General features: G+C 71.1%; 24 protein-coding genes. 12 read left to right on the top strand and 12 right to left on the bottom strand.

The window, feature by feature from the left end; genetic code table 11:
* Nucleotides 1-57 precede the first annotated feature (57 nt).
* Together ACWD35_RS35375 and ACWD35_RS35370 are read left to right on the top strand one after the other, a co-directional pair.
* Nucleotides 58-1,002, top strand: a complete 945-nt coding sequence (locus ACWD35_RS35375) for a hypothetical protein (protein WP_451355447.1) — start codon at nt 58-60, stop codon at nt 1,000-1,002.
* A gap of 114 nt (nt 1,003-1,116) precedes the next feature.
* Entirely contained in the window at nt 1,117-2,304 is a 1,188-nt protein-coding gene (locus ACWD35_RS35370) for a permease (protein ID WP_451355446.1), read from the top strand.
* Nucleotides 2,305-2,333: 29 nt separating this feature from the next.
* Here ACWD35_RS35370 and ACWD35_RS35365 read toward each other — a convergent pair whose 3' ends face one another.
* The 4 genes from ACWD35_RS35365 to ACWD35_RS35350 form a co-directional block, all read right to left on the bottom strand.
* Nucleotides 2,334-2,564 carry a response regulator transcription factor gene (locus tag ACWD35_RS35365; RefSeq protein WP_451355445.1) on the bottom strand — a complete coding sequence of 77 codons (231 nt, stop codon included), beginning with the start codon at nt 2,562-2,564 and terminating at the stop codon, nt 2,334-2,336.
* Between the two features lie 96 nt (nt 2,565-2,660).
* Nucleotides 2,661-3,197, bottom strand: a complete 537-nt coding sequence (locus tag ACWD35_RS35360; RefSeq protein ID WP_451355444.1) for a hypothetical protein — start codon at nt 3,195-3,197, stop codon at nt 2,661-2,663.
* A 55-nt stretch (nt 3,198-3,252) separates the two neighbouring features.
* Entirely contained in the window at nt 3,253-4,041 is a 789-nt protein-coding gene (locus tag ACWD35_RS35355; RefSeq protein WP_451355482.1) for an ArsR/SmtB family transcription factor, read from the bottom strand.
* A gap of 71 nt (nt 4,042-4,112) precedes the next feature.
* Complete coding sequence (locus ACWD35_RS35350; protein ID WP_451355443.1) at nt 4,113-4,997, bottom strand: NmrA/HSCARG family protein; 885 nt, start codon at nt 4,995-4,997, stop codon at nt 4,113-4,115.
* A gap of 105 nt (nt 4,998-5,102) precedes the next feature.
* On the opposite strand from ACWD35_RS35350, the gene ACWD35_RS35345 reads away from it, so the two are divergent.
* Nucleotides 5,103-5,582 carry a MarR family winged helix-turn-helix transcriptional regulator gene (locus ACWD35_RS35345; RefSeq protein ID WP_451355442.1) on the top strand — a complete coding sequence of 160 codons (480 nt, stop codon included), beginning with the start codon at nt 5,103-5,105 and terminating at the stop codon, nt 5,580-5,582.
* Between the two features lie 20 nt (nt 5,583-5,602).
* Here the strand turns inward: ACWD35_RS35345 and ACWD35_RS35340 are convergent, their stop codons facing one another.
* On the bottom strand, nt 5,603-6,889 hold the full coding sequence (locus ACWD35_RS35340; protein WP_451355441.1) for a YhgE/Pip domain-containing protein: 1,287 nt from the start codon (nt 6,887-6,889) through the stop codon (nt 5,603-5,605).
* Nucleotides 6,890-7,065: 176 nt separating this feature from the next.
* Between ACWD35_RS35340 and ACWD35_RS35335 the strand changes: the two genes are divergently transcribed.
* A complete protein-coding gene (locus ACWD35_RS35335) occupies nt 7,066-7,449 on the top strand; it encodes an NUDIX hydrolase (protein WP_451355440.1) in 384 nt (127 codons plus the stop codon).
* 27 nt (nt 7,450-7,476) lie between these two features.
* Here ACWD35_RS35335 and ACWD35_RS35330 read toward each other — a convergent pair whose 3' ends face one another.
* Nucleotides 7,477-7,854, bottom strand: coding sequence for a thioesterase family protein (locus ACWD35_RS35330; RefSeq protein ID WP_451355439.1), 378 nt, complete (start codon nt 7,852-7,854; stop codon nt 7,477-7,479).
* A 231-nt stretch (nt 7,855-8,085) separates the two neighbouring features.
* On the opposite strand from ACWD35_RS35330, the gene ACWD35_RS35325 reads away from it, so the two are divergent.
* Complete coding sequence (locus ACWD35_RS35325) at nt 8,086-10,383, top strand: FdhF/YdeP family oxidoreductase (protein WP_451355438.1); 2,298 nt, start codon at nt 8,086-8,088, stop codon at nt 10,381-10,383.
* Between the two features lie 29 nt (nt 10,384-10,412).
* A complete protein-coding gene (fdhD, locus tag ACWD35_RS35320; RefSeq protein ID WP_451355437.1) occupies nt 10,413-11,249 on the top strand; it encodes a formate dehydrogenase accessory sulfurtransferase FdhD in 837 nt (278 codons plus the stop codon).
* Nucleotides 11,250-11,282: 33 nt separating this feature from the next.
* On the opposite strand, the gene ACWD35_RS35315 is transcribed toward fdhD, so the two are convergent.
* A complete protein-coding gene (locus ACWD35_RS35315) occupies nt 11,283-12,272 on the bottom strand; it encodes a helix-turn-helix transcriptional regulator (RefSeq protein ID WP_451355436.1) in 990 nt (329 codons plus the stop codon).
* Between the two features lie 61 nt (nt 12,273-12,333).
* Here ACWD35_RS35315 and ACWD35_RS35310 point away from each other — a divergent pair, with 61 nt between their 5' ends.
* Nucleotides 12,334-12,855, top strand: a complete 522-nt coding sequence (locus ACWD35_RS35310; RefSeq protein WP_451355435.1) for a hypothetical protein — start codon at nt 12,334-12,336, stop codon at nt 12,853-12,855.
* Between the two features lie 77 nt (nt 12,856-12,932).
* Nucleotides 12,933-13,373, top strand: coding sequence for a PPOX class F420-dependent oxidoreductase (locus ACWD35_RS35305; protein WP_451355434.1), 441 nt, complete (start codon nt 12,933-12,935; stop codon nt 13,371-13,373).
* Nucleotides 13,374-13,416: 43 nt separating this feature from the next.
* Here ACWD35_RS35305 and ACWD35_RS35300 read toward each other — a convergent pair whose 3' ends face one another.
* On the bottom strand, nt 13,417-14,346 hold the full coding sequence (locus tag ACWD35_RS35300) for a LysR family transcriptional regulator (RefSeq protein WP_451355433.1): 930 nt from the start codon (nt 14,344-14,346) through the stop codon (nt 13,417-13,419).
* A gap of 334 nt (nt 14,347-14,680) precedes the next feature.
* On the opposite strand from ACWD35_RS35300, the gene ACWD35_RS35295 reads away from it, so the two are divergent.
* The gene (locus tag ACWD35_RS35295) at nt 14,681-16,132 is read left to right on the top strand and encodes a WGR domain-containing protein (RefSeq protein WP_451355432.1); all 1,452 of its coding nucleotides are present in this window, start codon (nt 14,681-14,683) and stop codon (nt 16,130-16,132) included.
* Between the two features lie 52 nt (nt 16,133-16,184).
* On the opposite strand, the gene ACWD35_RS35290 is transcribed toward ACWD35_RS35295, so the two are convergent.
* Together ACWD35_RS35290 and ACWD35_RS35285 are read right to left on the bottom strand one after the other, a co-directional pair.
* Nucleotides 16,185-17,768, bottom strand: coding sequence for a glycerol-3-phosphate dehydrogenase/oxidase (locus ACWD35_RS35290; RefSeq protein WP_451355431.1), 1,584 nt, complete (start codon nt 17,766-17,768; stop codon nt 16,185-16,187).
* Nucleotides 17,765-18,364 (bottom strand): TetR/AcrR family transcriptional regulator, encoded by a 600-nt coding sequence (locus tag ACWD35_RS35285; RefSeq protein WP_451355430.1) that lies wholly within the window; start codon nt 18,362-18,364, stop codon nt 17,765-17,767. The genes ACWD35_RS35290 and ACWD35_RS35285 overlap by 4 nt, the downstream gene beginning before the upstream one ends.
* Before the next feature lie 83 nt (nt 18,365-18,447).
* Here ACWD35_RS35285 and ACWD35_RS35280 point away from each other — a divergent pair, with 83 nt between their 5' ends.
* From ACWD35_RS35280 to ACWD35_RS35270, 3 genes are all read left to right on the top strand, one after another.
* Nucleotides 18,448-20,046: an FAD-binding oxidoreductase gene (locus tag ACWD35_RS35280; protein ID WP_451355429.1), complete on the top strand. Its 1,599-nt coding sequence runs from the start codon at nt 18,448-18,450 to the stop codon at nt 20,044-20,046.
* 118 nt (nt 20,047-20,164) lie between these two features.
* Nucleotides 20,165-21,046, top strand: coding sequence for a YegS/Rv2252/BmrU family lipid kinase (locus tag ACWD35_RS35275; protein ID WP_451355428.1), 882 nt, complete (start codon nt 20,165-20,167; stop codon nt 21,044-21,046).
* A 475-nt stretch (nt 21,047-21,521) separates the two neighbouring features.
* Nucleotides 21,522-21,776, top strand: a complete 255-nt coding sequence (locus ACWD35_RS35270; protein ID WP_451355427.1) for a hypothetical protein — start codon at nt 21,522-21,524, stop codon at nt 21,774-21,776.
* Between the two features lie 68 nt (nt 21,777-21,844).
* On the opposite strand, the gene ACWD35_RS35265 is transcribed toward ACWD35_RS35270, so the two are convergent.
* Together ACWD35_RS35265 and ACWD35_RS35260 are read right to left on the bottom strand one after the other, a co-directional pair.
* Nucleotides 21,845-23,047 (bottom strand): epoxide hydrolase family protein, encoded by a 1,203-nt coding sequence (locus ACWD35_RS35265; RefSeq protein ID WP_451355426.1) that lies wholly within the window; start codon nt 23,045-23,047, stop codon nt 21,845-21,847.
* A 56-nt stretch (nt 23,048-23,103) separates the two neighbouring features.
* Nucleotides 23,104-24,852: a carbohydrate binding domain-containing protein gene (locus tag ACWD35_RS35260; RefSeq protein WP_451355425.1), complete on the bottom strand. Its 1,749-nt coding sequence runs from the start codon at nt 24,850-24,852 to the stop codon at nt 23,104-23,106.
* Between the last annotated feature and the right edge of the window lie 9 nt (nt 24,853-24,861).

The raw sequence follows: 24,861 nt of genomic DNA, 5'->3' as shown, positions 1-24,861 counted from the left end.
CCTGCCCTTCCGCGCACCACCGGTGTGGTGCGCCCACCCGGAAAGACCAACAGACAGATGTTCACGTCCCAGCGTTTCACCGGCCGCCGCACCCTCGCCGTGGCCGGCACCGCCGCCGCCCTCGCGCTGACCCTGGCCGCCTGCGGCTCCTCCCACGACTCCATGTCCGGCATGGACCACGGCAAGAAGACGTCCATGCCCGGCATGGGCCACGGCGGCAAGTCCGCCACGCCGTCCGCAAGCAGCTCCTCGATAGAGGACATGCCCGGCATGGACCACATGACCTCCGGCAAGGGCCTGTCCGACAAGGAGGACGGCTACAGCCTCACCTCGCAGGACCAGCAGCTCGCCGCCGGCAAGCAGGCCGCGTACCGCTTCACGGTCACCGGCCCGGACGGAAAGCCGGTCACCGGCTTCGCGGTCGACCAGACCAAGCAGATGCACTTCTACGCCGTCCGCTCGGACCTGACCGGCTTCCAGCACGTGCACCCCACCATGGCCTCCGACGGCACCTGGACGGCCCCGCTGACCCCGCTCGCCTCCGGCTCGTGGCGGGTGTTCGCCTCCTTCACCCCGGACGCCGGGGCCGGCAAGGGCGAGGACTTCGTCCTCAGCCGTTCCGTCACTGTCCCCGGCAAGTCCGCCAGGACCGCGCTCCCGGCTGCGTCCGCCACCGCCGAGGTCGACGGCTACCAGGTCACCGTCAAGGGCGAGCTGATGGCGGGGATGGCACACCCGCTGACCGTCTCCCTCTCCAAGGACGGCAAGCCCGTCAAGGACCTCCAGCCGTACCTGAACACCTACGCCCACCTGACCGCGTTCCACGAGGGAGACCTGGCGTTCGCCCACCTCCACCCGACCACCGAGGTCACCGGTGACAACGGCGGCCCGGACCTGTCCTTCCACGCCGAGCTGCCCGACGCCGGCAACTGGCGGCTGTTCCTCCAGTTCCGGACCGGAGGCAAGCTCCACACCGCCGCGCTGACGCTGCGCGCGAGCTGACAGCGGGCGGGGCGCCGCACCACGAGCGGCGCCCCGCCGGCCGTAGCGACACGCTCGGGTGCCGATCCCGTGTCGTGCGAGCGTGCACGGCACCCGGACGGGAAGGCTGCAGAAATGCACGCCGTACTGCACGCCCTGTCCATCACCGGATCCATGACCTGGGAGATCACCTGGGCGCTGATCCTGGGCTTCGCCCTGTCCGCCGTGGTCCAGGCCGTCGTCCCCAAGTCCACGATCGTCTCTCTCCTCGGCGACGACCGTCCGCGCACCCTCGCCACCGCCGCCGCCCTCGGCGCCGCCTCCTCGTCGTGCTCGTACGCCGCGGTCGCCCTGGCGCGCTCGCTGTTCCGCAAGGGCGCGAACTTCACGGCGGCGATGGCCTTCGAGATCGCCTCCACCAACCTCGTCGTGGAGCTCGGCGTGATCCTGGCGCTGCTGATGGGCTGGCAGTTCACGGCCGCCGAGTTCATCGGCGGCCCCGTCATGATCGTCCTGCTGGCGCTCCTGTTCCGTCTGTTCCTCCGGGACGAGCTGCTGCGCCAGGCGCGTGAGCAGGCCGAGCGGGGGCTGGCGGGATCGATGGAGGGCCATGCGGCGATGGACATGTCCATCCGGCGCAGGGGCTCCTTCGCCGGTCGGCTGCTCTCCCGGGAGGGCTTCACCGCCACGGCGCACGTCTTCGTCATGGAGTGGGCGGCGATCCTGCGCGACCTGGTCCTCGGCCTGCTCATCGCGGGCGCCATCGCCGCCTGGGTCCCCGACTCCTTCTGGCGCGCCTTCTTCTTCGACGGCCACCCGCTCGCGGCCCGGCTGTGGGGTCCCCTTGTCGGCCCGCTGGTGTCGATCCTGTCGTTCGTGTGCTCGATCGGCAACGTGCCGCTGGCGGTCGTGCTGTGGAAGGGCGGCATCAGCTTCGGCGGTGTCGTGGCGTTCATCTTCGCCGACCTGCTGATCGTGCCGATCCTCGTCATCTACCGGAAGTATTACGGCGCCAGGATGGCGCTCTTCCTCCTCGGCACCTTCTACGTCGCCATGGTCATGGCCGGATACGTCGTCGAGTTCGCCTTCGGCGGCCTGGGCCTCGTCCCCGACCGGGGCCACGCCAGGATCCCCATGGGGGGCATCTCCTGGAACTACACCACCTTCCTCAACATCGCCTTCCTCCTCCTGGCCGCGACCCTGGTCGTCCGCTTCTTCCGCACCGGGGGGCTGTCCATGCTCCGCATGATGGGCGGATCCCCCGAGCCTGGCAGCGGCCACGATCATGGCCACGATCACACCCACCACCCGGCCGGTCCGTGAGCCGGCACCGTGGCCCGCACGGCCGGTCGTCACAGACCCAGGGCAATGGCCATGCGCGTCAGCTCGGCGGTGCTGTTGATGTTGAGCTTGGCCCGGATGCGGCGCAGATAGGCGTCGACCGTGTGCTGGGAGAGTCCCATGTGGCGGGCGGTCTGGAGATAGGTGCGCCCGGCGGCGATGTGCCGGAGCGTCTCCCGCTCGCGCGGAGCCAGCGCGGGGGCGGGGGCTTCGACGTGCTCCGTGGTGAGGGAGAGGCTCATGGGATTCTCCGGCTGATCCGTTGGCTTGTGTCCGTTTCAGGCGTTTTGCCTGATTTCAGACTGCTTGCCGGATTTCATGGCCGTGTCAGCCGACTGTCACAGGCGCGTCACAGCCCCCGGGCCGGAGTTCGACATGACCTTGGTGTCGTCCGGCATGAGGGCGAGGAGCTGCCTGGCGTGGCCGGGCAGCTCCACGTCCGCGAGGCCGGTGAGGAGGTCCCTCAGTGGCAGCGGCTGATCGACCAGGAGCGTGTTGTGGGACAGCAGCCGCGTGGGCACCGGTGTGTCCAGCTCGGCCTCGCTCAGCGCCGGTCCGCCGAGCGCGCAGAGGGCGTCCCCCTGGACCCGGATACGTTCCCGGAGCCCCGCGTTGCCGCCGGCGAGCGCGATGAGCCGCTCGATCGTCCAGGTGTCGAGGGCGACGCGGTTGTCGTACGTCGTATGGGCTCCCGAGGTGACACGGGAGACGGCGGCGACGGTGGCCGCGGTGACGAGGGAGACGTGCGCCAGGATCTGGTCGGCGTTCCACTCGCCGGCCGGCGGGACGGCGTCGCCGTCGCCGGATTCGGCGACGGTTGCGGCTGCGTCGAGCAGGGTGCGGTAGGCGTCGCGCAGCGGGGTGGTGTCCATCATGTCCTCTTCCCTTCCTCTCTCTTCTCTCGGTTCGCTCTGCTCGTGTACTGCCGTCTCAGGCGTGCGCGTTGCCCATCTCCCACGGGGCCTGCGGGAGGACGTCGCCGGTCTCCAGCAGCGACTTGAGGTTCGCCAGCACGGCGGGCCAGCCCTGTGAAATGCCGTTGAACATGTCCAGGTTGGGGAGGTTCTCGTGCGTCACGGTGAGCCGGACGATGTCCTTGTGCGGTTCGACGGCGAAGGTGACGACCGACGGCTCTCGCGGCTCTTCGGCGTCGGGGGTGTCCTCGAAGGTGATGACCAGGCGGGTCGGCGGCTCGGTCTCGATCACCGTGCCGACGGCATCGACCTTGCCTGAACCGTCGACGCGCCGGTGCTCCCAGGCCGAACCCGGCTGCCAGTCCGAGACGTTGGCGTGTCCCCAGTACTGCGCCGTCAGGTCTGCGTCCGTCAGCGCCTGCCACACCTGCTCCGCACTTACGCGGATGTAGGTGACGTAGACATAAGTCGGCACGGAAACAGGTGCGTTGCTCATGGCGTACTCCTCTGCCTTGTGCTTGATGGCGCTGATCGCCTGCAGGCGGGGCCGGTCGAATCCCGAGATCCAGCGTTCCTCGATCTCGTGGATCGGCGTCGGGTTGAGGTAGTGCAGCCGCTCCCGTCCGCGCCGTACGACGGTGACGAGGTTGGCGTCGACGAGAACGTCGAGGTGCTGCGTCACCGACTGGCGCGCCATGTCGAGCTGCTCGCACAGCTCCCGGAGCGTCTGCCCGTTCTGCTCCCGCAGACGGTCGAGCAGCAGCCGCCGGGTGGGGTCGGCCAGTGCCTTGAAGACGGGGTCCATCACGGTTGCCTCATCACTCACACCAGTATTATGCAGGTATCTACCTGCATAACGTCAACCGGAGCCCGGGGTCATTGCGCATGCGCGGCCGTGCCGGACAGGAGTACGGGCCAGTCCTGGCCGGTGGCCCAGTCGGCGAAGCTGTGCCAGCCGACCTCGGGGTGGTCGCGGCGCAGCGCGGCGACGTCGACGTCGAGGCCGGTGGTGCAGAAGTACTCGAACATCGCTGCCAGGTCGGCGGATCGAGTGCGTACGGCGTGCAGGGGCACCTGCTGGTGTGCGATCGGGCCGCCGGTGGCCGTGGCGAGGATCGCCGCGATCTCGGCCGGCGTGCGCTCGTCGGAGGCGATGTCGATGCGCTGGCCGGTGAACACGTCACGGTGCTGGAGGGCCAGTGCGGCGAACGCGCCGATGTCGGTGGCGGGGATGAGGGTGAGCGGCCGGTCGGCGGGCATCGGCCAGGCGAAGGTGCCCGCGCGCAGCCCGTCGAGGGTCCAGCCGCTGGTGTAGTTGTCCATGAAGGCGGCCGGTGCGATCACCGTCCAGGGCACGCCGCCGGCGCGCAGGTGCCGCTCTACCAGGTGCTTGCTCTCGTAGTGCGGGATGCCGGTGCCGCGGTCGGCGTGGGCGGCAGAGGTGAACACGATGTGCCCGACGTGTGCGGCTGCCGCCGCGTCGGCCAGGGCGATGCCGTGCCGCGTCTCGGTGGTGGTGTCGGTGCCGAACGGGGTGGTGACGGCGAAGAGGGAATCGGCTCCTGCGAGCGCGGCGTCGAGGGAGGCGCGGTCGTCGAAGTCGGCGTGGCGCACGTCGGCTCCGAGGCGGCGCAGGGCCTCGGTGGCGGGGGAGTGCGTGTGGCGGGTGAGCGCCCGTACCCGATGGCCGGCCGCCAGGAGGGCGCGGGCGGTGGCCCCGCCCTGGGCTCCGGTGGCTCCGGTGACGGCGATGGTGAGCATGGGGTCTCCAGAGAGAGTAGTCTGCTGCGTGACGCATTGACTGCGTCACGCAGCAGACTAGCGGAGCTAATGCTGCGCCGCGCAGTGAATTAGGGTGTGATCCAGATGGCGAACCCACGTCGGGCCCGGCTCTACGACGAGATGTCGATGGCCTCCCGCCGCTACCTGGCGGCGTACACGCTCCTCAACCAGGCCATCGCCGACCACCTCGGCCTCCATCCGACCGACGTCCAGTTCCTGAGCCTGCTGACCGCCGAACCGAACCCCCTGACGGTCAGGCAGATCGCCGACATGACCGGCCTGACCACCGGCTCGGCCACCCGCCTCGTGGACCGGCTCGAACGCGAGGGCTACGTGGCCCGCACGGCCGACCCGCACGACCGCCGCCGGGTGCTGGTCGCACCCGTACCGGAGCGCATCGCCCGCGTCACCGCGGTCTGGGACGACCTCGGCGAGGCGTGGCAGGCGCTGCTCGACGAGCACACCGAAGACGAACTGGAGGTGATCAGCCGGCACATGCGGCGCGCGCACGACCTCAGTCACGAGCAGATGCGCCGCCTGCGCTCCCGGCCGAAACCGGCCTGAGGCGGGCAGCCGCGATCAGTTCATTCGGGCCGCGGTACCAGGCGGTGCAGGCCCTTGCGGTCGTAGTAGCGGGTCATCGCGAAGCCGAAGACGAGGGAGACCGCGAACCCGATCGCGATCATCGTCCAGCCCCGGGTCAGGCCCGCGTCCGCCCGCGCGTCGAAGTACAGGATCGCCCGCACCCCGCTGACGACCTGGCGCATGGGTTCGAAGACCCCGAGGAAACGGTAGAAACCCGGAACTGCCTCCAGCGGCACCGTGGCCCCTGACGACGGCAGCGCCAGCGCGATGAAGACGAACATCGCGACCAGCTGGCCGATGCCGCCGAAAGCGGCGTTGATGGCCTGGACCCCGAGGCCGACCGTGAGGGTCGCGCAGCAGGAGAACACCCACAGCAGCACGAGGTGAGGCGCGTTCATGCCGAGGACGGAGATGGTCGCGACCATGATCAGAGTGGCCGTCAGGACGGACAGCCCCGCGGTCATGCCCATTTTCACCAGCAGGGTCTGGGTGCGGTCGATGGGCAGGGTGGGGCGGCGGGTGTGCCAGGGGCCGATCTCGCTGTCCGCGTAGCCGAGCGAGGTGTCCACGCCGCTGTGGACGAAGTTCGCGCTGAGGAACCCGGCGAGCACCAGCAGCAGGGTGTAGTAGAAGGCGCTCAGCCCGAGCCCGCTGTGACTGCCGATCGGGTGCCCCACCTGCGTCCGGACCTCGACCGGGTCGGCGAGCAGGACGCGGGTGGTGGCGCTCGCGCGCGCCAGGGCCGGTGACGCGGTCAACTGCTTCCCGATGGACGACGACGCCTGATGGGCCGCCTTCTGGGTGATCTGGCTCGCCAGCGAGGAGCCCAGACTTCCCAGCCCGGGGTTGGTCAGGACGGTCAGCGACGGCCGGACGGTGGCCTGAGCGGTCGTCAGCCGCCCGACGTCGGTGGTGAAGCCGGCGGGGATCACCAGGGCGCCGTATACCTTGCCGGACGAAAGCTGGTCCTGGGCCTGCGCGTGGCTCAGGCGCCGCCACCGCACCTGTTCGGGCGGGGTGGAGGCGACGATGGCGGTGCTGATCTGCGTCCCCAGGTTGCTGCTCCGGCCCGGCAGCGGCGGGCCGGTGTCCGCGTTCACCAGGGCGATGGGCAGGCGGTGCAGGCTGCTGCTGGGGGTGAGGATGCCGCCCATGTAGAGCAGCGAGAGCAGCAGGGCGATCAGGGCGCTCAGCACACCCGGGGCGAGCCACAGCTTCCATCGGCGCAGTACACGGCCGGCCGATGCCGGCGGACCGGGGATGCGCGAGGGGATCCCGGATGCCATACCACTCCACGAGAGTTGCGCCGACGGCGGTCCCGTCGACCATAGGGCGATCGCGGGCAATGCGGACGATACGACACCTGCTCGCGGCACGGAGGCCAGGTGCGGCACCCCTCGATCGTGGGTAGGTCGACCGGAGAAGGGGAGAGAAGACGCAGGGGTGGAGGGAGGGCCGAGTCATGACGCTGGATCAGGCTGCCACGGGCACAGTGCAGGCGGTCGTCGCGTACGACGGACGGCTGCTGCTGGTGGTGGCGCAACACGACCGCTGGGGACTGCCATCCGGTACGCCGCAACCGGCCGAGTCGGCGGAGGCCGCCGCGGGGCGCATCGTCTACGAACTCACCGGTTACCTCGTGGACGGCTCCCAGGAACTGCAGCCCCCGGAGGCCGGGCGGGCGGACGCGGTGTCGGCCGTGGTGTGTCAACTGCTGAGCGAGAGCCCGTCGGAGGGAGGCAGCCTCGCCCCGGAGGAACTGCGCTGGGCCCCGTTCGCGCAGACCGCTGACGCCGACCTGCCCGACGTCGTGCGTGCGTATCTCCAGGGGCACACACCCGTGTGATCCGGAGCCGGACCGGCCTGCGCTCACCTATCCGACAGCCGGGTCGCGGACCGCAGCCAGGAACCGCTGCCGGTCCACCACTGTCCGGTCGATCTCGCCGGTCGCGACCAGTTCACCCGAGCCGTCGACCGCCCGCACCAGGAAGGTGAGGCGCCGGCCCATCGCGACGGGTGAGGGTTCGGTGGTCTCGGCGGTCACCTCCACCGAACCGCCCACACCTGTGGCGCGCAGATGCCGGACGCGGACCGCGGTGCCCACCGTCGTCTGGCCCGTCCCGGTGAAGGGCGCGGCAGCCTGCACGGTCGCCGCCTCCATCCACGCGATGAGCCGGGGTGTGGCGAGGACGGGAACATCGCCGCTGCCGACCGCCACCGCGGTGTCGGCATCGGTCACCTGATGACGCATCACACCACGCTAAACCCACGCACCCCCCAGGCGACAGGGCTCGGCGTCGGTCTATTCCCCGAGGAATTCAAAGCGGGACGGAGGATGAGGGGACAGGCGGTGGATATCCGCCGCGCGAGATAAGCGGCGCCTATCGAGTCATCGGCGTCACCTCTTTGACATTTCTTGAGGGGTGGGAAGAAGCTGCCCGGCGGCGGGATTCCGATATCGCGGAAAGAGGCAGAACGGAATATGAGGAGCATCGAGGACCCGGGCGACGAGCTCTCGGTCACCGCGCCGAAGCGGTGGGCGACGGGCGTGCCCGGGGTGACGCATGCGCTGGAGTACTCCCTCGGCCAGACCTCCGTGCGGCGCACCGCGTTGACGTTGCTGAACATCAACCAGGTCAAGGGATTCGACTGCCCCGGTTGCGCCTGGCCGGAGCCCGCGCCGGGCAAGCGGCACCTCAACGAGTACTGCGAGAACGGCGCCAAGCACATCACCGACGAGGCGACCTCGCGCAGGGTCACCGCCGATTTCTTTCGCCGTCACTCGATCGCCGAGCTGGACCAGAAGTCCGACTACTGGCTCAACCAGCAGGGCCGGCTGACCGAGCCCATGGTCAAGCGGCCCGGCGCCGAGCACTACGAGCCGATCGGCTGGGACGAGGCGTTCGACCTGCTCGCCGGGGAACTGCGCCGCCTGGACTCCCCCGACGAAGCCCTCTTCTACACCTCCGGCCGGCTCAACAACGAAGCCGCCTTCCTCCTCCAGCTCTTCGCCCGCGCCTACGGCACCAACAACCTGCCGGACTGCTCCAACCTGTGCCACGAGTCCAGCGGAAGCGCGATGAAGGAGACCCTGGGCATCGGCAAGGGCAGCGTCTCCCTGGACGACATCCACAACGCCGATCTGATCTTCGTCGTCGGCCAGAACCCGGGCACCAACCACCCGCGCATGCTCTCCGCCCTGGAGGAGACCAAGCGCAACGGCGGACGGATCGTGGCGGTGAACCCGCTGCCCGAGGCCGGACTGATCCGCTTCAAGAACCCGCAGAAGGCCCGCGGAGTGATCGGCCGGGGCACGCAGATCGCCGACCAGTTCCTGCAGATCCGGCCCGGCGGCGACCTCGCCCTCTTCCAGGCGCTCAACCTCATGCTGCTTCAGGCCGAGGACCTCGCGCCGGGCACGGTGCTCGACCACACCTTCATCGACACCCACACCACCGGCTTCGCCGACTTCGCCGAACACGCGCGGAAGGTCTCCTGGGACGACATCCTCACCGCGACCGGGCTGACCCGCGAGGAGATCGAAGGCGTCCTCGAGCGGGTCCTGGCGAGCAAGAAGATCATCGTCTGCTGGGCCATGGGCCTGACCCAGCACAAGCACGGCGTTCCCACCATCCGGGAAGTCGTCAACTTCCTGATGCTGCGCGGCAACATCGGCAGGCCCGGCGCGGGCGTCTGCCCGGTACGCGGCCACAGCAACGTCCAGGGCGACCGCACCATGGGGGTGTGGGAGCGGATGCCCCAGACGTTCCTCGACGCCCTGGGCGGTGAGTTCGGCTTCACCCCGCCCACCCGGCACGGCCTCGACTCGGTCGACGGCATCAGGGCCATGCGCGACGGCACCGCGAAGCTCTTCGTCGGCGTGGCCGGCAACTTCGTACGGGCCACGCCCGACAGCCGGGTAACCGAAGAGGCGATGCGGAGCTGCCGGCTCACCGCGCACATCTCCACCAAGCTCAACCGCTCGCACACGGTCTGCGGCGAGACCGCCCTGATCCTGCCCACCCTCGGCCGCAGCGACCGGGACGTCCAGGCCGGCGGCGAACAGTTCATCACCGTCGAGGACTCCATGAGCGAGGTGCACGCCTCCCGCGGACGCCTGGCACCGGCCTCCCCGCACCTGCTCAGCGAGGTCGCGATCATCGCCCGGCTGGCCCGCAGGACCCTGGGCGACACCCCGGCCATCCCCTGGGAGGAGTTCGAGGCGGACTACGGCACCATCCGCGACCGGATCGCCCGGGTCGTGCCGGGCTTCGAGGACTTCAACGCCCGCGTCGCCGAGCCCGGCGGCTTCCGGCTGCCCAACCCGGTCAACCAGGGAGTCTTCCCCACCCCCAGCGGCAAGGCCGTGTTCACGTGCAACGAGTTCACGATGCCGCACATACCCGAGGGGCATCTGCTGCTCCAGACGCTGCGCTCCCACGACCAGTGGAACACCGTTCCGTACGCGATGAACGACCGCTACCGCGGCATCCACAACGCCCGCAGGGTCGTACTCGCCAACCCCGACGACCTCGCCGCCCTCGGACTCGCCGACGGTGACGCCGTGGACCTGGTCACCGTCTGGCACGACGGGCTGGAACGCCGCGCGGAGAACTTCCGCGTCGTCGCCTACCCGGCCAGTCGGGGTTCGGCGGCCTCCTACTACCCCGAGACCAACGTCCTCGTACCGCTGGACAGCGTCGCCGACATCAGCAACACCCCGACCTCCAAGAGCGTCCTGGTCCGCCTGGAACACGCCCGCACCGCCGCGGAAGGCTGAATCCCACAACAGGAAGGCAGGACAAAACCATGGGACGAGTGACGGCGCGGCGGCGCGTGCTGCGCATCCGCGACGGGGTGCCGACGTACCGTCCGGACACCCTCGCGGCCGAAGAGCCGATGGAGATCCGGGTCGGCGGGCGCCCGCTCACCGTGACCATGCGCACCCCCGGCGACGACTTCGACCTCGCTGCCGGGTTCCTGGTCAGCGAGGGCGTGGTGCACACCGCCGACGACGTGGCCGGTATCCGCTACTGCGCCGGCGCCACCGCGGACGGCGGCAACACCTACAACGTGGTGGACGTCGTCCTGGGCCCAGGGGTGTCCGCCCCCGACGCCTCACTGGAGCGGAACTTCTACACCACCTCCTCCTGCGGCCTGTGCGGCAAGGCCAGCCTGGACGCGGTGCGCACCACGGCGGCCTGGTCCGTGGCCGAGGACCCGCTGACCGTCGGCCCGGACCTGCTCGCGGCGCTCCCCGACCAACTCCGGGCGGCGCAAAGGGTGTTCGACAGCACCGGCGGCCTGCACGCCGCCGGACTGTTCACGGCGCAGGGGGAACTGCTGTGCCTGCGCGAGGACGTGGGCCGGCACAACGCCGTGGACAAGGTCGTCGGACACGCCCTGCGCTCCGGGCTGCTGCCGCTGCGCGGGACCGTCCTGATGGTCAGCGGCCGGGCCTCCTTCGAACTGGTGCAGAAGGCGGTGATGGCCGGCATCCCGATGCTGGCGGCCGTCTCCGCCCCGTCCTCACTGGCCGTGGACCTCGCCGCCGAGAGCGGACTGACCCTGGTCGGCTTCCTTCGGGGCACCTCGATGAACGTCTACACCGGCCCCGAACGCCTGCAACCCCAGCCCGTCGGCTGACGTGCCCTGACCGAGCGAAGCTGCCGACAATCCCTACAGGCCGCTCCGGTACAGGCCGCTGACCGCCTCCGCCGCGTCAGCGACCGCGGCACGCAATTCGGGTGGCGCCAGCACCTCCACGTGGGGGCCGAGGGAGAGCAGCCGTGCCGCGAGCCTGTCGTCGTGGCGCAGGCCTGCCATGACGTGGCCGTCGGAGTCCGGATCGTCCATGGAGGTGAGGATTGCGGCCAGCTCTGCGTCGGCCCGGAGGAGTTCTGGGCCGGGCCCCGTGAGCCGGATCCGCGCCCACTCCGGTCCGTCGCTGGGTGAGGGTGTCGTACTGCCCGAACGCTGCTCCCACCAGAGACGCAGCTGGAAGCCACTGACGTGGTGGAAGGGCCCTCCGGCCTGCTCGACGGTGTGAATTCCGGCGACCGGGCGGCTGGTCACAGCTTCTCCGTCATGGGCGACTAGGTACCAGGCGCCGGCCTCAAGGACGAGGCCCAGCGGGGAGAGGGGCCTGCCGTCACCCGCTTCCGCCTCATGGCCTCCCTGCCGGACCCGAACCGCTTGATCGTCCTTGATGGCCTGCGTGAGTGCCGGCAGGTGGGCGGAGCCCGGGGCGTCCCGCCGCCAGGAACTCGTGTCCAGCAGGAAGCGCGAGCCGATCCGCGCCGCATGCTCGCCCACCGTGGCGGGCAGCGCCGCGGCGAGCTTGAGCCGCGCGCTGGCGAGGTAGGAGCCCAGCCCGAGCTCGGCCACAGGCCCAGCCGGCCCGGCCGGCCCCGAGTCCGGGGCCAGGAACAGCGATTCCGCCTCGCAGCTGGTCAGCCCGGTGAGCCTGGTGCGGTAGCCATCGAGCAACTGGTAGCCGCCGTCCCGGCCGCCCTCGCCGTACACGGGAACGCCGGACGCGGACAGTGCCTCGACGTCCCGGTACACGGTGCGGACCGACACCTCCAGCTCCTTCGCGAGTTCGCGGGCGGTCAGCCTGCCCCTGTTCTGCAGCAGCAGGACGATCGACATCAGTCGGCTTGCGCGCATCCCCATCCCCCTTTGGACCGACTGACACAGGGTGTCAGTCGGTCCAACCTACGGTCCACGCATGGCGTTTCGAGACAAGCACCTGCGCGGGCATGCGCCCCTGACCATCGACCACTGGCAGCTCAAGGCCTACCACGTCCTGCGCGACCCTGACCGGCCGCTGACACCCGAGATCGTCGCCGCGGCGTACGACACCGCCCGCTCGATGCTGCCCGAGCCCGACCACGAAATGCCGGCAGCCGGGTGGCTGGTGCTGCACGAGGGCGGCAACGGCGCGATGTACCTGTGCGTCTACACATGGGTGTGGGGCAACGTCGTCCACGCGAGGACGGCAGCCGCGGGCGAACCGTTCGTCGGCTGCCCCGACGACGACCCGACTCACTACGTCGTCAACGAGACGCCCTACGCCGGCTGCGTCTGGGAGCTGCCGACGCTCGCCCACGAGCGCACCGCATGGGTCCGCCACATGCTGGCACCGGACGTACCCGATGTGACCTCCTACCTCGCTGACACCCTGCCGGACGGCCTGATCGGAGGATTCCAGGGACTGTCGTCGGCGGTCACGAGGTCCGGGGTGGTGTGACTACGGGCTGTTCGGCCAGAATCACGGATTGCAGGTGTGTACCGGTACCCATTGGTAGGGCGGGGAGGGCGGCTGTCATGGACGGTCTGTACGAGGTGAGCGCCAAGCTGGACGACCACGCGCGTGAGCGTCTGCTGGCCCCCAACTTCTGGCACCTGGCCACGGTCGGCCCGGACGGGATGCCGCAGGTGTCGCCCATGTGGGCGGACCTGGAGGGCGAGTGCGTCATGGTCAACACGTCCATCGGGCGGGTGAAGGAGCGGAACCTGCGGCGCAACCCGTGGGTGTCGCTGTCGCACCACGATACCGCGAACCCCTACGACCGGGTGGAGATCCGGGGGCGGGCGGTGCGCTTCGTGGAGGGGGAGGAGGCGGAGCGGGCGATGGACCGGTTGACCCGGAAGTACATCGGCGAGGAACGGTATCCGTGGCTGCTGCCGGGGGAGCGGCGGGTGATGGTGCTGATCGAGCCGGTTCGGGTGCGGAGGGTGGTGGGGGTGGAGCCGTTCAGCCCGTGAGGTTCGGTGTGTCGGACGGGCCAGGCGTCTGAGGCTCGGCGTCCTACGGCAGTCCCGGGTCGCCGGGCAGGCGCTCCAGGGCGGCGGCGACGTCGGTGTTCCGGGCGATGTCCGTCAGCGCGCGTGCCATGATCGACCCCGGTTGCCGGGCGGTCGTCACCAGGCCGACCGGGACCGACCACTCCGGTTCGACCAGCGGCACCGCGCGCATGCCGTGCGGGACGCCGAAGACATGGAGCCAGGCGTGCGCCACGATGCTGGCCCACCGGCCCGTCCTGACATGGGCGAACAGTGCGGCCACTGAGTCGGTCTCGACCCGGGGCGAGGGCCGCGTGCCCGCCTTCGCGAAGATCTCGTCGAGCACCCGGCGCCCGTGCATCGCCTGGGTCAGCAGACACAGCGGCAGCCGTGACGCCTCCGCCCAGGTGGCCGTCGTCCGCAGGGCCAGCCCGTCTGCAGCCGTCGTCAGCAGCACATACCGCTCCTGGTACAGCGGAACGGTATGGAAATTCTCCGCCAGATCCTCATGCAGATAGCTGATCGCGGCATCGATCTCGAAATTCTGCAGCTGGCGGAGAATGTCCGTCGCCTGGAGGTCCGCTATCACCTCGACGGTGACCAGCGGATGCGCCGCGCAGAAAGGGCCGGTCAGGAGGGAGACCGCGCCGGACGCGGTGGGGACCGAGCCGATCCGCATCCGGCCGCTCAGCCCGCTGCGCAGGGCGCCGACCTCGTCCTTGAGGGCATCGCGGTCGGCCAGGATCCGCTGCGCCCAGATGACGATGCGCTCACCCTCCGGAGTGAGGCCCTCGTACTTTCGGCCACGCCGGACGAGCGGCACGTCCAGCTCCTCCTCCAGCTTGCGGATCGCCTCGGACAGCGCGGGCTGGGAGACGTGGCAGGCCTGGGCGGCCCGGGCGAAATGATGCTCCCGGGAGAGGGCCACCAGGTACTCGAGTTGGCGAAACAGCACGTCATGGGTCTACCCGACAGTTCCGTGGAACGCGAATCCGGGCCACGTGTTGCCTGTGTTGCCTGCGGTGGATGTGTGGAATGTCCGGAGGTACCGTGTCTAGACGATCTATGTGAGGAGGCCCGCATGTCCTCGAAGCGACGCCGTAAGAAGAAGTCCCGCCGTAACCACGCGGCGAACCACGGAAAGCGGCCTCAGTGCTGAGCTGGAGCCGTGTGGTTCAGCCGGTCTAGCGCGCCCCGCCTCCCAAGGTCATTGTCAGTGGCTGCTCGTACGGTTCAGGCAGTGGGACCCGCCGGAACGGCCGAGGGTCCGTCCTGGGGAGGGGTGTGTCATGGCTGCCGGGTCTGCGGTGACGACGACGTATCTGGAGCTGTCGGAAGACGGCGGCGGCGCGCACAAGTTCTACGAGGTGAGTGTCGCAGGCCAGGTGGTGACCGTGCGGTACGGGCGCATCGGTGCCGCCGGGCAGACGCAGACGACGACGTTCGCCAGTGCGGAGAAGGCGCAGGCCGCTGCCGCGAAGAAGCTGGGGGAGAAGGTTCGTAAGGGGTATGCCCCGGCCGTCCAGGGGCAGCGCGCCCCCCGCGCGGTGACCCGGCGTCAGGTGGCCTCGGCGCCCTCCACGGCCCGGGCCGTGGCGCCCGTGCTGTGGCGGTTCCGCACCGGCTCCGCGGCGTTCGGCATCCATATCGACGAGGACCGCTGCTGGGTGGGCAACCAGGCCGGTGACGTCTTCACCCTGGACCACGAGGGCGCCGTACTGGCCCGGTTCAGCCTGCCGGACGGCGTGAAGTGCCTGGTGGCCGACGACTTCTGGATCTACGCGGGCTGCGACGACGGCAGGGTCTACGACCTCTCCGCCAAACTGCCGTTCGCCGCCTACGACATCGCCGCCGACGTCGACATCTTCTGGCTGGACATCCACGAGGGCGTCCTGAACGTCTCGGACCGCTCCGGCAGGCTCACCGTCATCGACCACGAGGACGAGTACCAGTGGGCGCGCCGCAGCCAGGGCGAGCACGGCTGGATGGTCCGCGCCGACGACCGTGCCGTCTACCACGGCCACCACCGGGGCGTCACCGCCTACGCGCCCGACGGCGGCGGCGAGTTGTGGCACACGCCCACCCGGGGCGGGGTGCTGTTCGGCTGGCAGGAGGACGACGCCGTGTACGCGGGCACCGCGCACCGCGTGGTCCAGCGGCTGTCGAAGACGACCGGCGCGATCGAGGCGACGTACGCCTGCGACAGCGCCGTGTACTCGTGCGCGACCTCGCCGAACGGCCGGTTCGTCTTCGCCGGTGACGCCTCGTCGTCCGTCTACTGCTTCGACCAGGACGGTACGCGGCTGTGGAAGCTCGGCACGGGCGGGGGCTCGGCCCTGTCGATGCAGTACCGGGACGAGCGGCTGTACCTGGTGACCACCGACGGCCTGCTGGTGTGCGTCGACGCGAGCGACGCGGCCGTCTCCGCGGCCCAGCAGGGCTCGGTGCCGGTCGTTCGGGACGTCAAGCTCGCGGCGGCCCTGCCGACGTACGCGCCGGCCACGGCCGCGACGGCGGTGGCCACCGTGGCGCAGGCTCCCGTCGGCGCGGTCGTGGTCGAGTGCGTGCAGCAGGCCGGCCGGCTGCGGATGCACGTGGTGTCCGAGGGCTACGACGCCTCCTGGAACGTCCAGTTCCCGCGCGCGATACGCGAGCCCGGAGCGCACTACGTCGTGGACGCCCTGCACCCGGCGGCCGGTGGCTTCTACCGGGTGCGGGGAGACATCCGACGGCTGCTGTGACCGGCAGACCGGGCCACGGACCGGGCCACGGACCGGGCCCGGTCGCCGGGGGTCACACCGGCATGGTCGCCGCCCGGTCCAGCAGGCGTCCGGCCGCTTCGACCGTCTCGGCGCGGTCCGAGGCGACGAGGCCGATGCGGGTGCGGCGGTCCAGGAGGTCCGACTCGTCCAGCGCGCCCTCGTGCAGTGCCGCCCACAGGAGTTCGGCGCCGGTGGCCGGGTGGCCCGGCAGCACCGGCTCCGCCAGGGCGGGGTCCTGCGCCGCGAGGGCGTGGACGGCCACGGCCTCGGTGCCGTAGCGGCGGATCAGGTGGCGCGGCGCGGGCAGGCTGCGCAGCTGCTCGGGTGGCGCGGCGCCGACCAACGGCAGCACGGCCGTGGTCGAGGGGCCCGCGTGCAGGCCCCGGGCCGCGACCGCCGCGTCCACGGCGTCCTGCGCCATCCGCCGGTAGGTGGTGAGCTTGCCGCCGACCACCGTGGTAACGCCGTCGGGCGAGGTCAGCACCGCGTGCCGGCGCGAGATGTCGGCGGTGCGGGCCGGTGCGGTGTCCGGGCCGGCGGGCGCGGGGGTGTCCAGCAGGGGGCGCAGTCCGGCGAAGGCGCCGACGACCTCGTCCCGGGCCACGGGCGCGTCCAGGACGGAGCCGAGGACATCCAGCAGGAAGCCGATGTCCGTCTCGGGCACCTCCGGTACGTCGGGGATGCTGCCCTCGACCGGCTCGTCGGTGAGACCGACGTAGACCCGGCCGTCGCCCTGGGGCAGGACCAGGACGAAGCGGTTGGTCTCCCCGGGGACGGGGATGTGCAGGCCGGCCGACAGGGCGCCGAGCCGCTCCGAGCGCAGGACCAGATGGGTGCCGCGCGAGGGACGGATCCGGATGCCCTCGACGAGGTCGCCCGCCCACACCCCGGTGGCGTTGATCACGGCCCGCGCGCGGATCTCGCCCTCCTCGCCGGTGAGTTCGTCCCGGATCCGGGCGCCAGTCCCGGTCGCCTCCAGCACCCGGACCCGGGTCAGCACCCGTGCGCCCTGCGCGGCGGCCGTCCGGGCCAGCGCGGTCACCAGACGGGCGTCGTCGGTCACCTTGCCGTCCCAGGACAGCAGCCCGCCGCGCAGCCCGGCCGCGCGCACCGAGGGGGCCAGGTGCCGCGCCTCCGTGGCCGACAGCCGGCGCGGGGCGGGCAGGACCTGCCGCGGGGTGCGGGCGGCCATGCGCAGCATGTCACCGGCCCGGAACCCGGCCCAGGACAGCGCCGTCTGGGCCCTCGACACCATTGGGGTCAGCGGCAGCACGAACGGCTGGGCGGCGACCAGGTGGGGCGCGGTGCGGGTCATCAGCACACCGCGTTCGACCGCGCTCTCGTGCGCGACGTCGAACTGCGCCGAGGCCAGATAGCGCAGCCCGCCGTGGATCAGCTTGGAACTCCAGCGGGAGGTGCCGAAGGCCAGGTCATGGGCGTCCACCGCGACGACGTCCAGCCCGCGGGCGGCGGCGTCCAGGGCGACTCCGGCCCCGGTGGCGCCGAGCCCGACGACCAGGACGTCCGCCACTCTTCCGTCCGTGGCCTCGGACAGTTCCCGGAGGCGGCGGGGCGCGCTGAGGGACGAGCCGGGTACAGCCCTGGTGTGGCTCATGGCGTCAGGGTCCTCTCCAAAAGGGTGCGCAACTCGGCGAGGAACGCGGCGGAGTCCAGCTCCGGGTCGTCCTCGTCGGTCATCGTGCGCAGGGACAGGGTGAAGGACTGCACGGTCAACAGCAGGACGCGGGCCTGCCGTTGGGTGTGGCCGGTGCGCACCGAACCGTCCGCGTGGCCCTCTTCGACCGCGTCGGCCAGCAGCGCCAGCAGCGCCTCCTGGCTCGCTCCGCGCCGGTCGAGCACGTACGGGAGCAGCAGTTCCGGGTCGACGTCGACGATCTTGCGGAAGAGCGGGTGCGCGCGGAACGCCTCGACACCCGTGACGAGCCCCTCCACGATCCGGGTGCGCGTGCTGATGCCGGGGGTGCGTTCGGGGATGGCCCGCGTGGCCACGTCGATCCACTCGCGGGTCATCAGATCGCCCACCAGCGTCTGCAGGTCCGGCCAGCGCCGGTACAGCGTCATCCGGGAGACCCCGGCGCGGCGGGCCACGTCGGCGAGGGTCGTACGGCGCATTCCGACGGCCAGCACGCAGTCCCGTACGGCGTCGAGAACCGGGTCGCTGTCCGAACCGTTGTGACGAATAGGCGTCATGTGTCACAGTGTAACGCCCCGGGGGCCGGGCGGAGACGCCGCATCGCGAACCGAGCACACCGATCTGTGAGGACGACCCTTCGATGGACATGCTGTGGAACGGCTGGGGCGACCCGGCCAAGGCGGCACCGCTGCCCGACACGGTGACCGGACTGCTGCGCGACCTGCTCGGCGTGAAACCGCGCACCGCACCGGGGCTGGCCCTGGAGGACATCCGCCTGCCCGAGACCACGGCGGAGCCCGCCGCCCTGGCGGCGCTCGCCGAGGCGGTCGGCGGCGCGGAGCACGTCCGCACGGATTCCGAGAGCCGGATCCGGCACACCCGCGGCAAGTCCACCCCCGACCTACTGCGCATCCGCGCCGGTGACTTCTCCGACGTCCCCCAGGCCGTGGTCCTGCCCGCCTCCCACGAGGAGGTCCTCGCCGTACTGCGCGCCTGCGCGGCCCACGGCCTGGCCGCCGTCCCCTTCGGCGGCGGCACCTCCGTCGTCGGCGGACTCGCCCCCGAGCGGCGCGCCTTCGTCGTCCTCGACCTGCGGCGCATGAACGCCCTGCTCGACCTGGACCCGGTCTCCCGCACCGCCGTCCTGCAGCCCGGCCTGCGCGCCCCGGAGGCCGAAGCCCTCCTCGCCGAGCGGGGATTCACGCTCGGACACTTCCCGCAGTCCTTTGAGTGGGCCACCATCGGCGGCTTCGCCGCCGCCCGCTCCAGCGGTCAGGCGTCCGCCGGGTACGGGCGCTTCGACGAGATGGTCCTCGGCCTCACCCTCGCCACCCCCGAGGGCACCGTCGAGACCGGCCGCGCCCCCCGCTCGGCCGCCGGCCCCGACCTGCGCCAGCTGTTCCTCGGCTCCGAGGGCGCCTTCGGCGTGATCACCTCCGTCACCGTACGGATCCGCCCGCTGCCCGAGGTGCGCGTCTACGAGGGCTGGCGGTTCGCCTCCTTCGAGGAAGGGGCCGCCGCACTGCGCCGGCTCGCCCAGGACGGACCGCGGCCCACGGTGCTGCGCCTGTCCGACGAGACCGAGACGCTCATCGGCCTGGCCCAGCCCGACGCGATCGGCGGCGGCCTCGACAACAGCGACGCCGGATGCCTCGCGATCACCGGCTACGAGGGCACCCCTGAGGACACCGCCCAGCGCCGCGAGCAGGCGGCGGCCGTCCTGCGCGCCTGCGGCGGCACCCTCGTCGGAGCCGAGCCGGGCGAACGCTGGGCCCACGGCCGCTACTCCGCGCCGTACCTGCGCGACTCCCTGCTCGACGTGGGAGCCTTCGCCGAAACCCTGGAGACGGCGGCCTTCTGGTCGCGCATCCCCGAGCTGTACACGGCCGTCCGCACCGCGCTCACCGACACCCTCGCCCAGGCTGGCACCCCGCCCCTGGTGATGTGCCACATCTCCCACGTGTACGAGAACGGCGCCTCGCTGTACTTCACCGTCGTCAGTGCCCAGGGCGAGGACCCGGTGGCACACTGGGCGCCCGCCAAGCACGCGGCCAACGAGGCCATCCTGGCCGCCGGCGGCACCATCTCCCACCACCACGGGGTCGGCACCGACCACCGGGACTGGTACGTCCGCGAAGCCGGCCCGCTCGGCATCGAGGCTCTCCGCGCGGTGAAGCACCGGCTCGACCCCGAGGGCCTGCTCAACCCCGGGATCCTGCTGCCCATCGACCAGCCGTGACCGGCCAGGCGTAATCGGGCGGTCAGCCGTATTCCGTCGGCTGACCGCCACCCCGTAGGTTCTTCTCTCCACCCAACCCGTCCCCGCCCCAACCTTCCAGCGCCCCGGAGGCACACCGATGCGACAGTTCACCGCCGTCGTCAACCCGACCGCGGGCGGCTCGACCGGGGCGGCGACGCTGCTCCAGGTGGCCCGGCTGCTGCGCGAGGCCGGGGCCACGCTGGACACCGAGTACAGCCACAGCCTCGCCCACGCGCAGGAACTCGCCCGCCGGGCCGGGGAGCGGGGCCGCGTGGTGCTGGCGGTCGGCGGCGACGGCATCGTCGGCGGCATCGGCGGCGCGCTCAGCGGCACCGACACCGTCTTCGGCCTCGTCCCCGCCGGCCGCGGCAACGACTTCGCGCGGGCGCTGAAGCTGCCGCACGAGCCCGAGGCCCTCGCCCGCATCCTGCTGCACGCCGAACCCCGGCGTGTCGACACCATCGAGGTGGAGTCGGCCGTCCACCAGCGCACGGTGGTCCTGGGCAGCGTCTACGCCGGCGTCGACGCCCTGGCCAACAAGCACGCCAACCAGGCACGGCTGCTGCGCGGTTCCGCCTCCTACTACGCGGGCGGCCTGCGCGCGGTGACCAGCTGGCGCCCGGCGGACTACCGCCTCACCCTCGACGGCGAGGAGTACGAGCACCGCGGCTACACGGTCGTCGCCGCCAACTCCCCTTATTACGGTTCCGGCCGCCTGATCGCCCCCGCCGCCCAGGTCGACGACGGCCTGCTCGACATCGTCATGATCCGCGAGGCACCCCGCCACCTCTTCTTCACCCTCATGAACCAGCTCAAGACGGGCGCCCATGTGCACCGCCCAGAAGTACGGGTCCTGCGCGGCCGGGAACTGCGGATCGAGGCCTCCCGCCCCGTCCCGTACGGCGCCGACGGCGAAGTGGACGCCACCCTGCCGGTGACAGTGCGGGTACGGCCGGGCGACCTTGCGATGCTGTACTGACCCGAAGGCGGAAATTTTCCGGGACGGGGCGACGGATTTCCGGGGTGTGGCCGGTCTGGATGCGGACCGAACCCGACCACCACCTCCGCGGAGCCTTCGATGTCCCTCCCCTCGTCCCCTCCCTTCCAGACCGCCGTCGTCACTGGCGCGAGCCGAGGCTTCGGCCGTGCCATCGCCGCCGCGCTCGTCGCCGCCGACGAAGCGCTCGCGCAGGACGTGATCCGCGAGCACCGTCCCACCCTGCTCGTCCTCAACGCCGGGGTCCCGCCGCACATGGCGGCTCGCCGCTCAGCGGCGGGTATGCCAGCGCCAAGGCCGCCGTCCGCTACCTGCGCGGGTACGCGGCCGAGGAGTCGGAGCGGGCCGGGCTGCGCATCCGGTTCGTGACACTGCTTCCGCAGATGACCCCGGGCACGGGCATCGGCACCAGCCTGCAGCCGCTCGGCTGAGCCACCCTCCGGAGCCGCCGTCTAGGGTGGACAGCACCCGCGCCGACACCGACGCGCTGGTCGAACTGCTGCGGGCCGACGTCGAGCTGGAGTTGCCGCCGATCCCCACCTGGTTCACCGGCCGGAACGCGGTCGTCGGGTTCCTGGCCATCCGGGTCATGCGCCGTGACCTGTGGCGCATGGAGCCGACCGGCGCCAACGGCCAGCCCGCCGTCGTCGTCCACCGGCACGCGGGCGTGGGGGCCGGTACGAGGCGTACGGCATCCAGGTCCTCACACTGATCGGCCCCCGGATCGCCCGCCCCGCCGTGCAGGCGGGGTCATTTCATCTGCTGATCAGGGGCGTGGCGTCAAGAGTGCGGCGTCCCGCGCAGGGTGCGGAAGAAGGCGCGGATGTCGCCGGTCAGCAGGTCGGGTTCCTCCATCGCGGCGAAGTGGCCGCCCCGGTCGAACTCCGTCCAACGGACGATGTTGTAGGTGCGTTCGGCGATGTGGCGCAGGGCGATGAAGTTCTCCTCCGGGAACACGGCCAGCGCGGTCGGCGTCGTCGACGGCTCGGGCGGGGCACCCCAGTACGGCGCGTGGGCGCGCTCGTAGTAGAGGCGCGCGGAGGAACCGGCGGTCCCGGTCAGCCAGTACAGCATCACGTTGGTCAGCAGATGGTCGCGGTCGACGGCGTCCTCGGGGCTTTCGGAGGAGTCCGTCCATTCCTTGAACTTCTCGGCGATCCAGGCGAGTTGCCCGACGGGTGAGTCGGTGAGCGCGTAGGCGAGGGTCTGCGGACGGGTGGACTGGAGGTCGGCGTAGCCCTGCTTGTCGCGCAGCCATGCCCGCGTCCGTTCCCAGGAGGCCCGGGTGCGCTCCCGTTCCGCGGGGCTGAGGGCGGCGAGTTCCTCCGCGGTCGGTTCGGCCGACGCCCCGGAGCCGGGGATCAGGTTCACGTGGACGCCGATGACCTGCTCCGGGCGGATGCGGCCGAGTTCGATGGAGACGGCCGAGCCCCAGTCGCCGCCCTGGACTCCGTAGCGGTCGTAGCCCAGGCGGCGCATCAGCTCGGCGAAGGCGGCGGCGACGCGGCGGTACTCCCAGCCGGTCTCGCGGGTGGGGCCGGAGAAACCGAAGCCGGGGATGCTCGGCAGGACCAGGTGGAAGGCGTCCGCGGGGTCGGCGCCGTGCGCCCGGGGGTCGGTGAGCGGCCCGACGATCCGCTCGAACTCGACGATCGAGCCGGGCCAGCCGTGCGTGATGATCAGCGGTGTGGCATCCGGTTCGGGGGAGCGGATGTGCGCGAAGTGGATGTCCGCGCCGTCGATCGTGGTGATGAACTGCGGCCACTCGTTCAGCCGTGCCTCCGCGGCCCGCCAGTCGTACTCGTGGCGCCAGTAGTGCGCGAGTTCCTTGAGGTAGTTCAGCGGGATGCCGTAGTCCCAGCCGACGCCTGGCAGTTCGTCCGGCCAGCGGGTGCGGTCGAGGCGGTGGTACAGGTCTTCCAGCTCGCTTTCGGGGATCTGGATGCGGAAGGGCCGGAGGCTGTCGTCAGGCGTTGTCGTCACATCGGCGCAGCCTAGAGGTCCAGGCCCGATCCAAGATCGGAATTTCAGGTGACGGATCAGGTGAGGCTGAGGTCGTCCGCGTAGACGGCGCCCTGGCCGTACCAGCCGTGGACGTACACCGTGACCGTGCCCGAAGCGCCCGTGGTGAAGGGCACCGTCAGCTTCGACCACGACGAGGAGGAGGCCCAGGTGCCGGCCGTCGCGCCGCCGCTGACGCCGAGGTAGGCGTACGGTCCCTGCACCCAACCGCTCAGCGTGTACGCGGTGTTGGGCTTCAGGGTGAGGGTCTGCGTGCACTGGCCGGTCTGGCTGCTGGACGGTGTGGTCTTCAGCGCGTGGGAGCCGCCGTGCACCGGTGTGGACACCACCGAGGCTCCGCTGTCGCAGGTCCACGGCGCGAGCGAGCCGGTCTCGAAGTCACCGCCTGCGAGTACGGCCGTTCCGCCCGGCCCGTTCGCGGTCAGGGTGAAGGTGGAGCTGTGCCGGGTCGAGCCCGCCGTGCCGGTGACGGTCAGGGGGTAGCTGCCCGGCGTCGCGGAGGTCCCGGCCTTCACCGTCAGCGTCGAGGTGCCGCCCGCGGTGACCGAGGTGGGGCTGAGGGAGGCGGTGACCCCGGCGGGCGCGCCGCTCACGGCGAGGTCGACGGTCTGTGAACTGCCCGAGGTCACGGACGTCTTGACCGTGGCGGTCGCGGTTCCGCCGGGGTCGACCGAGGCGGTGGCGGGGGACAGGGTGACGGAGAAGTCGTTGGCCGGCGGTGTCGTCGTACCGCCGGAGAAGGGGGCGAAGGAGTGCGTGAAGTACCAGGTGTCCTGGGCGATGCCGGAGCAGGTGTCGGAGGCGGGGGAGCCGGGGCAGCCGCCGTTGTCGCGCTGAAGTGCCCAGAAGGAGAGGGTGTTGATGCCCTTGGCGACCGCCCAGTCGTACACGCTGGTGGCGTCGGTGGTGGTGAAGGTCTCCGCCGGGCCGTAGTCGTCCACGCCGGGCATCTCGGTGACGCCGACCATGTTCCACAGCTGGCTGTCCGACAAGTTCGGGTAGAGGGAGGCGAGTTGGCCGTGGAGTCCGCTCGCGGCCGTCTGCGTGTCGGTGGCCATGTGGTGGGTGGCGCCGTCGTAGTAGTCGAAGGTCATGATGTTGACGACGTCCACCTTGGCGCCCGCGGTCTTCGCGCTGCGCAGTACGGCGAGCCCGCTGTCGGCGAGGCCGGTCGTCGTGGTGGGCAGGGTGTACGAGAACTGCACCGAGCGCCCGTTTGCGGCGGCCCAGTCCTGCACCTTCCTGATGGCCTGGTTGCGGCGGTCGATGCCGGCCTTGTTCGGCAGGGAGTTGTCCTCGACGTCCATGTCGAGCCGGGAGACGTCGTAGGTGGTGATGATCTTCTCGTAGGCGGCGGCTATGGAGTCCACGTTCGTGCAGCTGTCGGCGAGTTCGGTGCCGCCGTTGTCGGCCGCGTAACCGCCGAGGGAGGGGATGACGCCACCGCCCCGTGAGCGGATCGTCGTGAAGTCGGAGCCGAAGACGGAGGAGTCGACGGGCTTGTTGCTGTCGCCGTTCCAATAGGGCGTGCACGAGCCCTTCTTGTCGGTCTGCAGGAAGGCCATGGTCAGGTACTTGGCACCGGAGGCCTGCGCGAGCGCGGCGGGGCTGTCGCCGTTGTAGGACTCGAAGTAGGGCGCGAAGACGTGCGCGGGCAGCGGAGTTGCCGCGCGCGCGGTGCCTCCGGTCCCCAGAGCGAGCCCCGCGGACGCGGCCAGGGTGGCCACGCCGGTCAGCAGGGCGCGTATGGATCTCAGACGTGTCATCGGGTACTC

It is taken from the genome of Streptomyces sp. NPDC002671, assembly GCF_053592475.1.
Note: the sequence above shows the minus strand (reverse complement) of the source record. Positions and strands in the feature narration are given on the sequence as shown.

Bases quoted from the DNA above. Each gene is read 5' to 3' on its own strand.
- ACWD35_RS35305 (WP_451355434.1), top strand. From the start codon at position 12,933: ATGGACGGTCTGTACGAGGTGAGCGCCAAGCTGGACGACCACGCGCGT.
- ACWD35_RS35260 (WP_451355425.1), bottom strand. From the start codon at position 24,852: ATGACACGTCTGAGATCCATACGCGCCCTGCTGACCGGCGTGGCCACC.
- ACWD35_RS35325 (WP_451355438.1), top strand. From the start codon at position 8,086: ATGAGGAGCATCGAGGACCCGGGCGACGAGCTCTCGGTCACCGCGCCG.
- ACWD35_RS35360 (WP_451355444.1), bottom strand. From the start codon at position 3,197: ATGATGGACACCACCCCGCTGCGCGACGCCTACCGCACCCTGCTCGAC.
- ACWD35_RS35370 (WP_451355446.1), top strand. From the start codon at position 1,117: ATGCACGCCGTACTGCACGCCCTGTCCATCACCGGATCCATGACCTGG.
- ACWD35_RS35315 (WP_451355436.1), bottom strand. From the start codon at position 12,272: ATGCGCGCAAGCCGACTGATGTCGATCGTCCTGCTGCTGCAGAACAGG.
- ACWD35_RS35290 (WP_451355431.1), bottom strand. From the start codon at position 17,768: ATGAGCCACACCAGGGCTGTACCCGGCTCGTCCCTCAGCGCGCCCCGC.
- ACWD35_RS35345 (WP_451355442.1), top strand. From the start codon at position 5,103: ATGGCGAACCCACGTCGGGCCCGGCTCTACGACGAGATGTCGATGGCC.
- ACWD35_RS35335 (WP_451355440.1), top strand. From the start codon at position 7,066: ATGACGCTGGATCAGGCTGCCACGGGCACAGTGCAGGCGGTCGTCGCG.
- ACWD35_RS35355 (WP_451355482.1), bottom strand. From the start codon at position 4,041: ATGGACCCCGTCTTCAAGGCACTGGCCGACCCCACCCGGCGGCTGCTG.
- ACWD35_RS35340 (WP_451355441.1), bottom strand. From the start codon at position 6,889: ATGGCATCCGGGATCCCCTCGCGCATCCCCGGTCCGCCGGCATCGGCC.
- ACWD35_RS35310 (WP_451355435.1), top strand. From the start codon at position 12,334: ATGGCGTTTCGAGACAAGCACCTGCGCGGGCATGCGCCCCTGACCATC.
- ACWD35_RS35330 (WP_451355439.1), bottom strand. From the start codon at position 7,854: ATGCGTCATCAGGTGACCGATGCCGACACCGCGGTGGCGGTCGGCAGC.
- ACWD35_RS35285 (WP_451355430.1), bottom strand. From the start codon at position 18,364: ATGACGCCTATTCGTCACAACGGTTCGGACAGCGACCCGGTTCTCGAC.
- ACWD35_RS35365 (WP_451355445.1), bottom strand. From the start codon at position 2,564: ATGAGCCTCTCCCTCACCACGGAGCACGTCGAAGCCCCCGCCCCCGCG.
- fdhD (WP_451355437.1), top strand. From the start codon at position 10,413: ATGGGACGAGTGACGGCGCGGCGGCGCGTGCTGCGCATCCGCGACGGG.
- ACWD35_RS35280 (WP_451355429.1), top strand. From the start codon at position 18,448: ATGGACATGCTGTGGAACGGCTGGGGCGACCCGGCCAAGGCGGCACCG.
- ACWD35_RS35375 (WP_451355447.1), top strand. From the start codon at position 58: ATGTTCACGTCCCAGCGTTTCACCGGCCGCCGCACCCTCGCCGTGGCC.
- ACWD35_RS35295 (WP_451355432.1), top strand. From the start codon at position 14,681: ATGGCTGCCGGGTCTGCGGTGACGACGACGTATCTGGAGCTGTCGGAA.
- ACWD35_RS35350 (WP_451355443.1), bottom strand. From the start codon at position 4,997: ATGCTCACCATCGCCGTCACCGGAGCCACCGGAGCCCAGGGCGGGGCC.
- ACWD35_RS35275 (WP_451355428.1), top strand. From the start codon at position 20,165: ATGCGACAGTTCACCGCCGTCGTCAACCCGACCGCGGGCGGCTCGACC.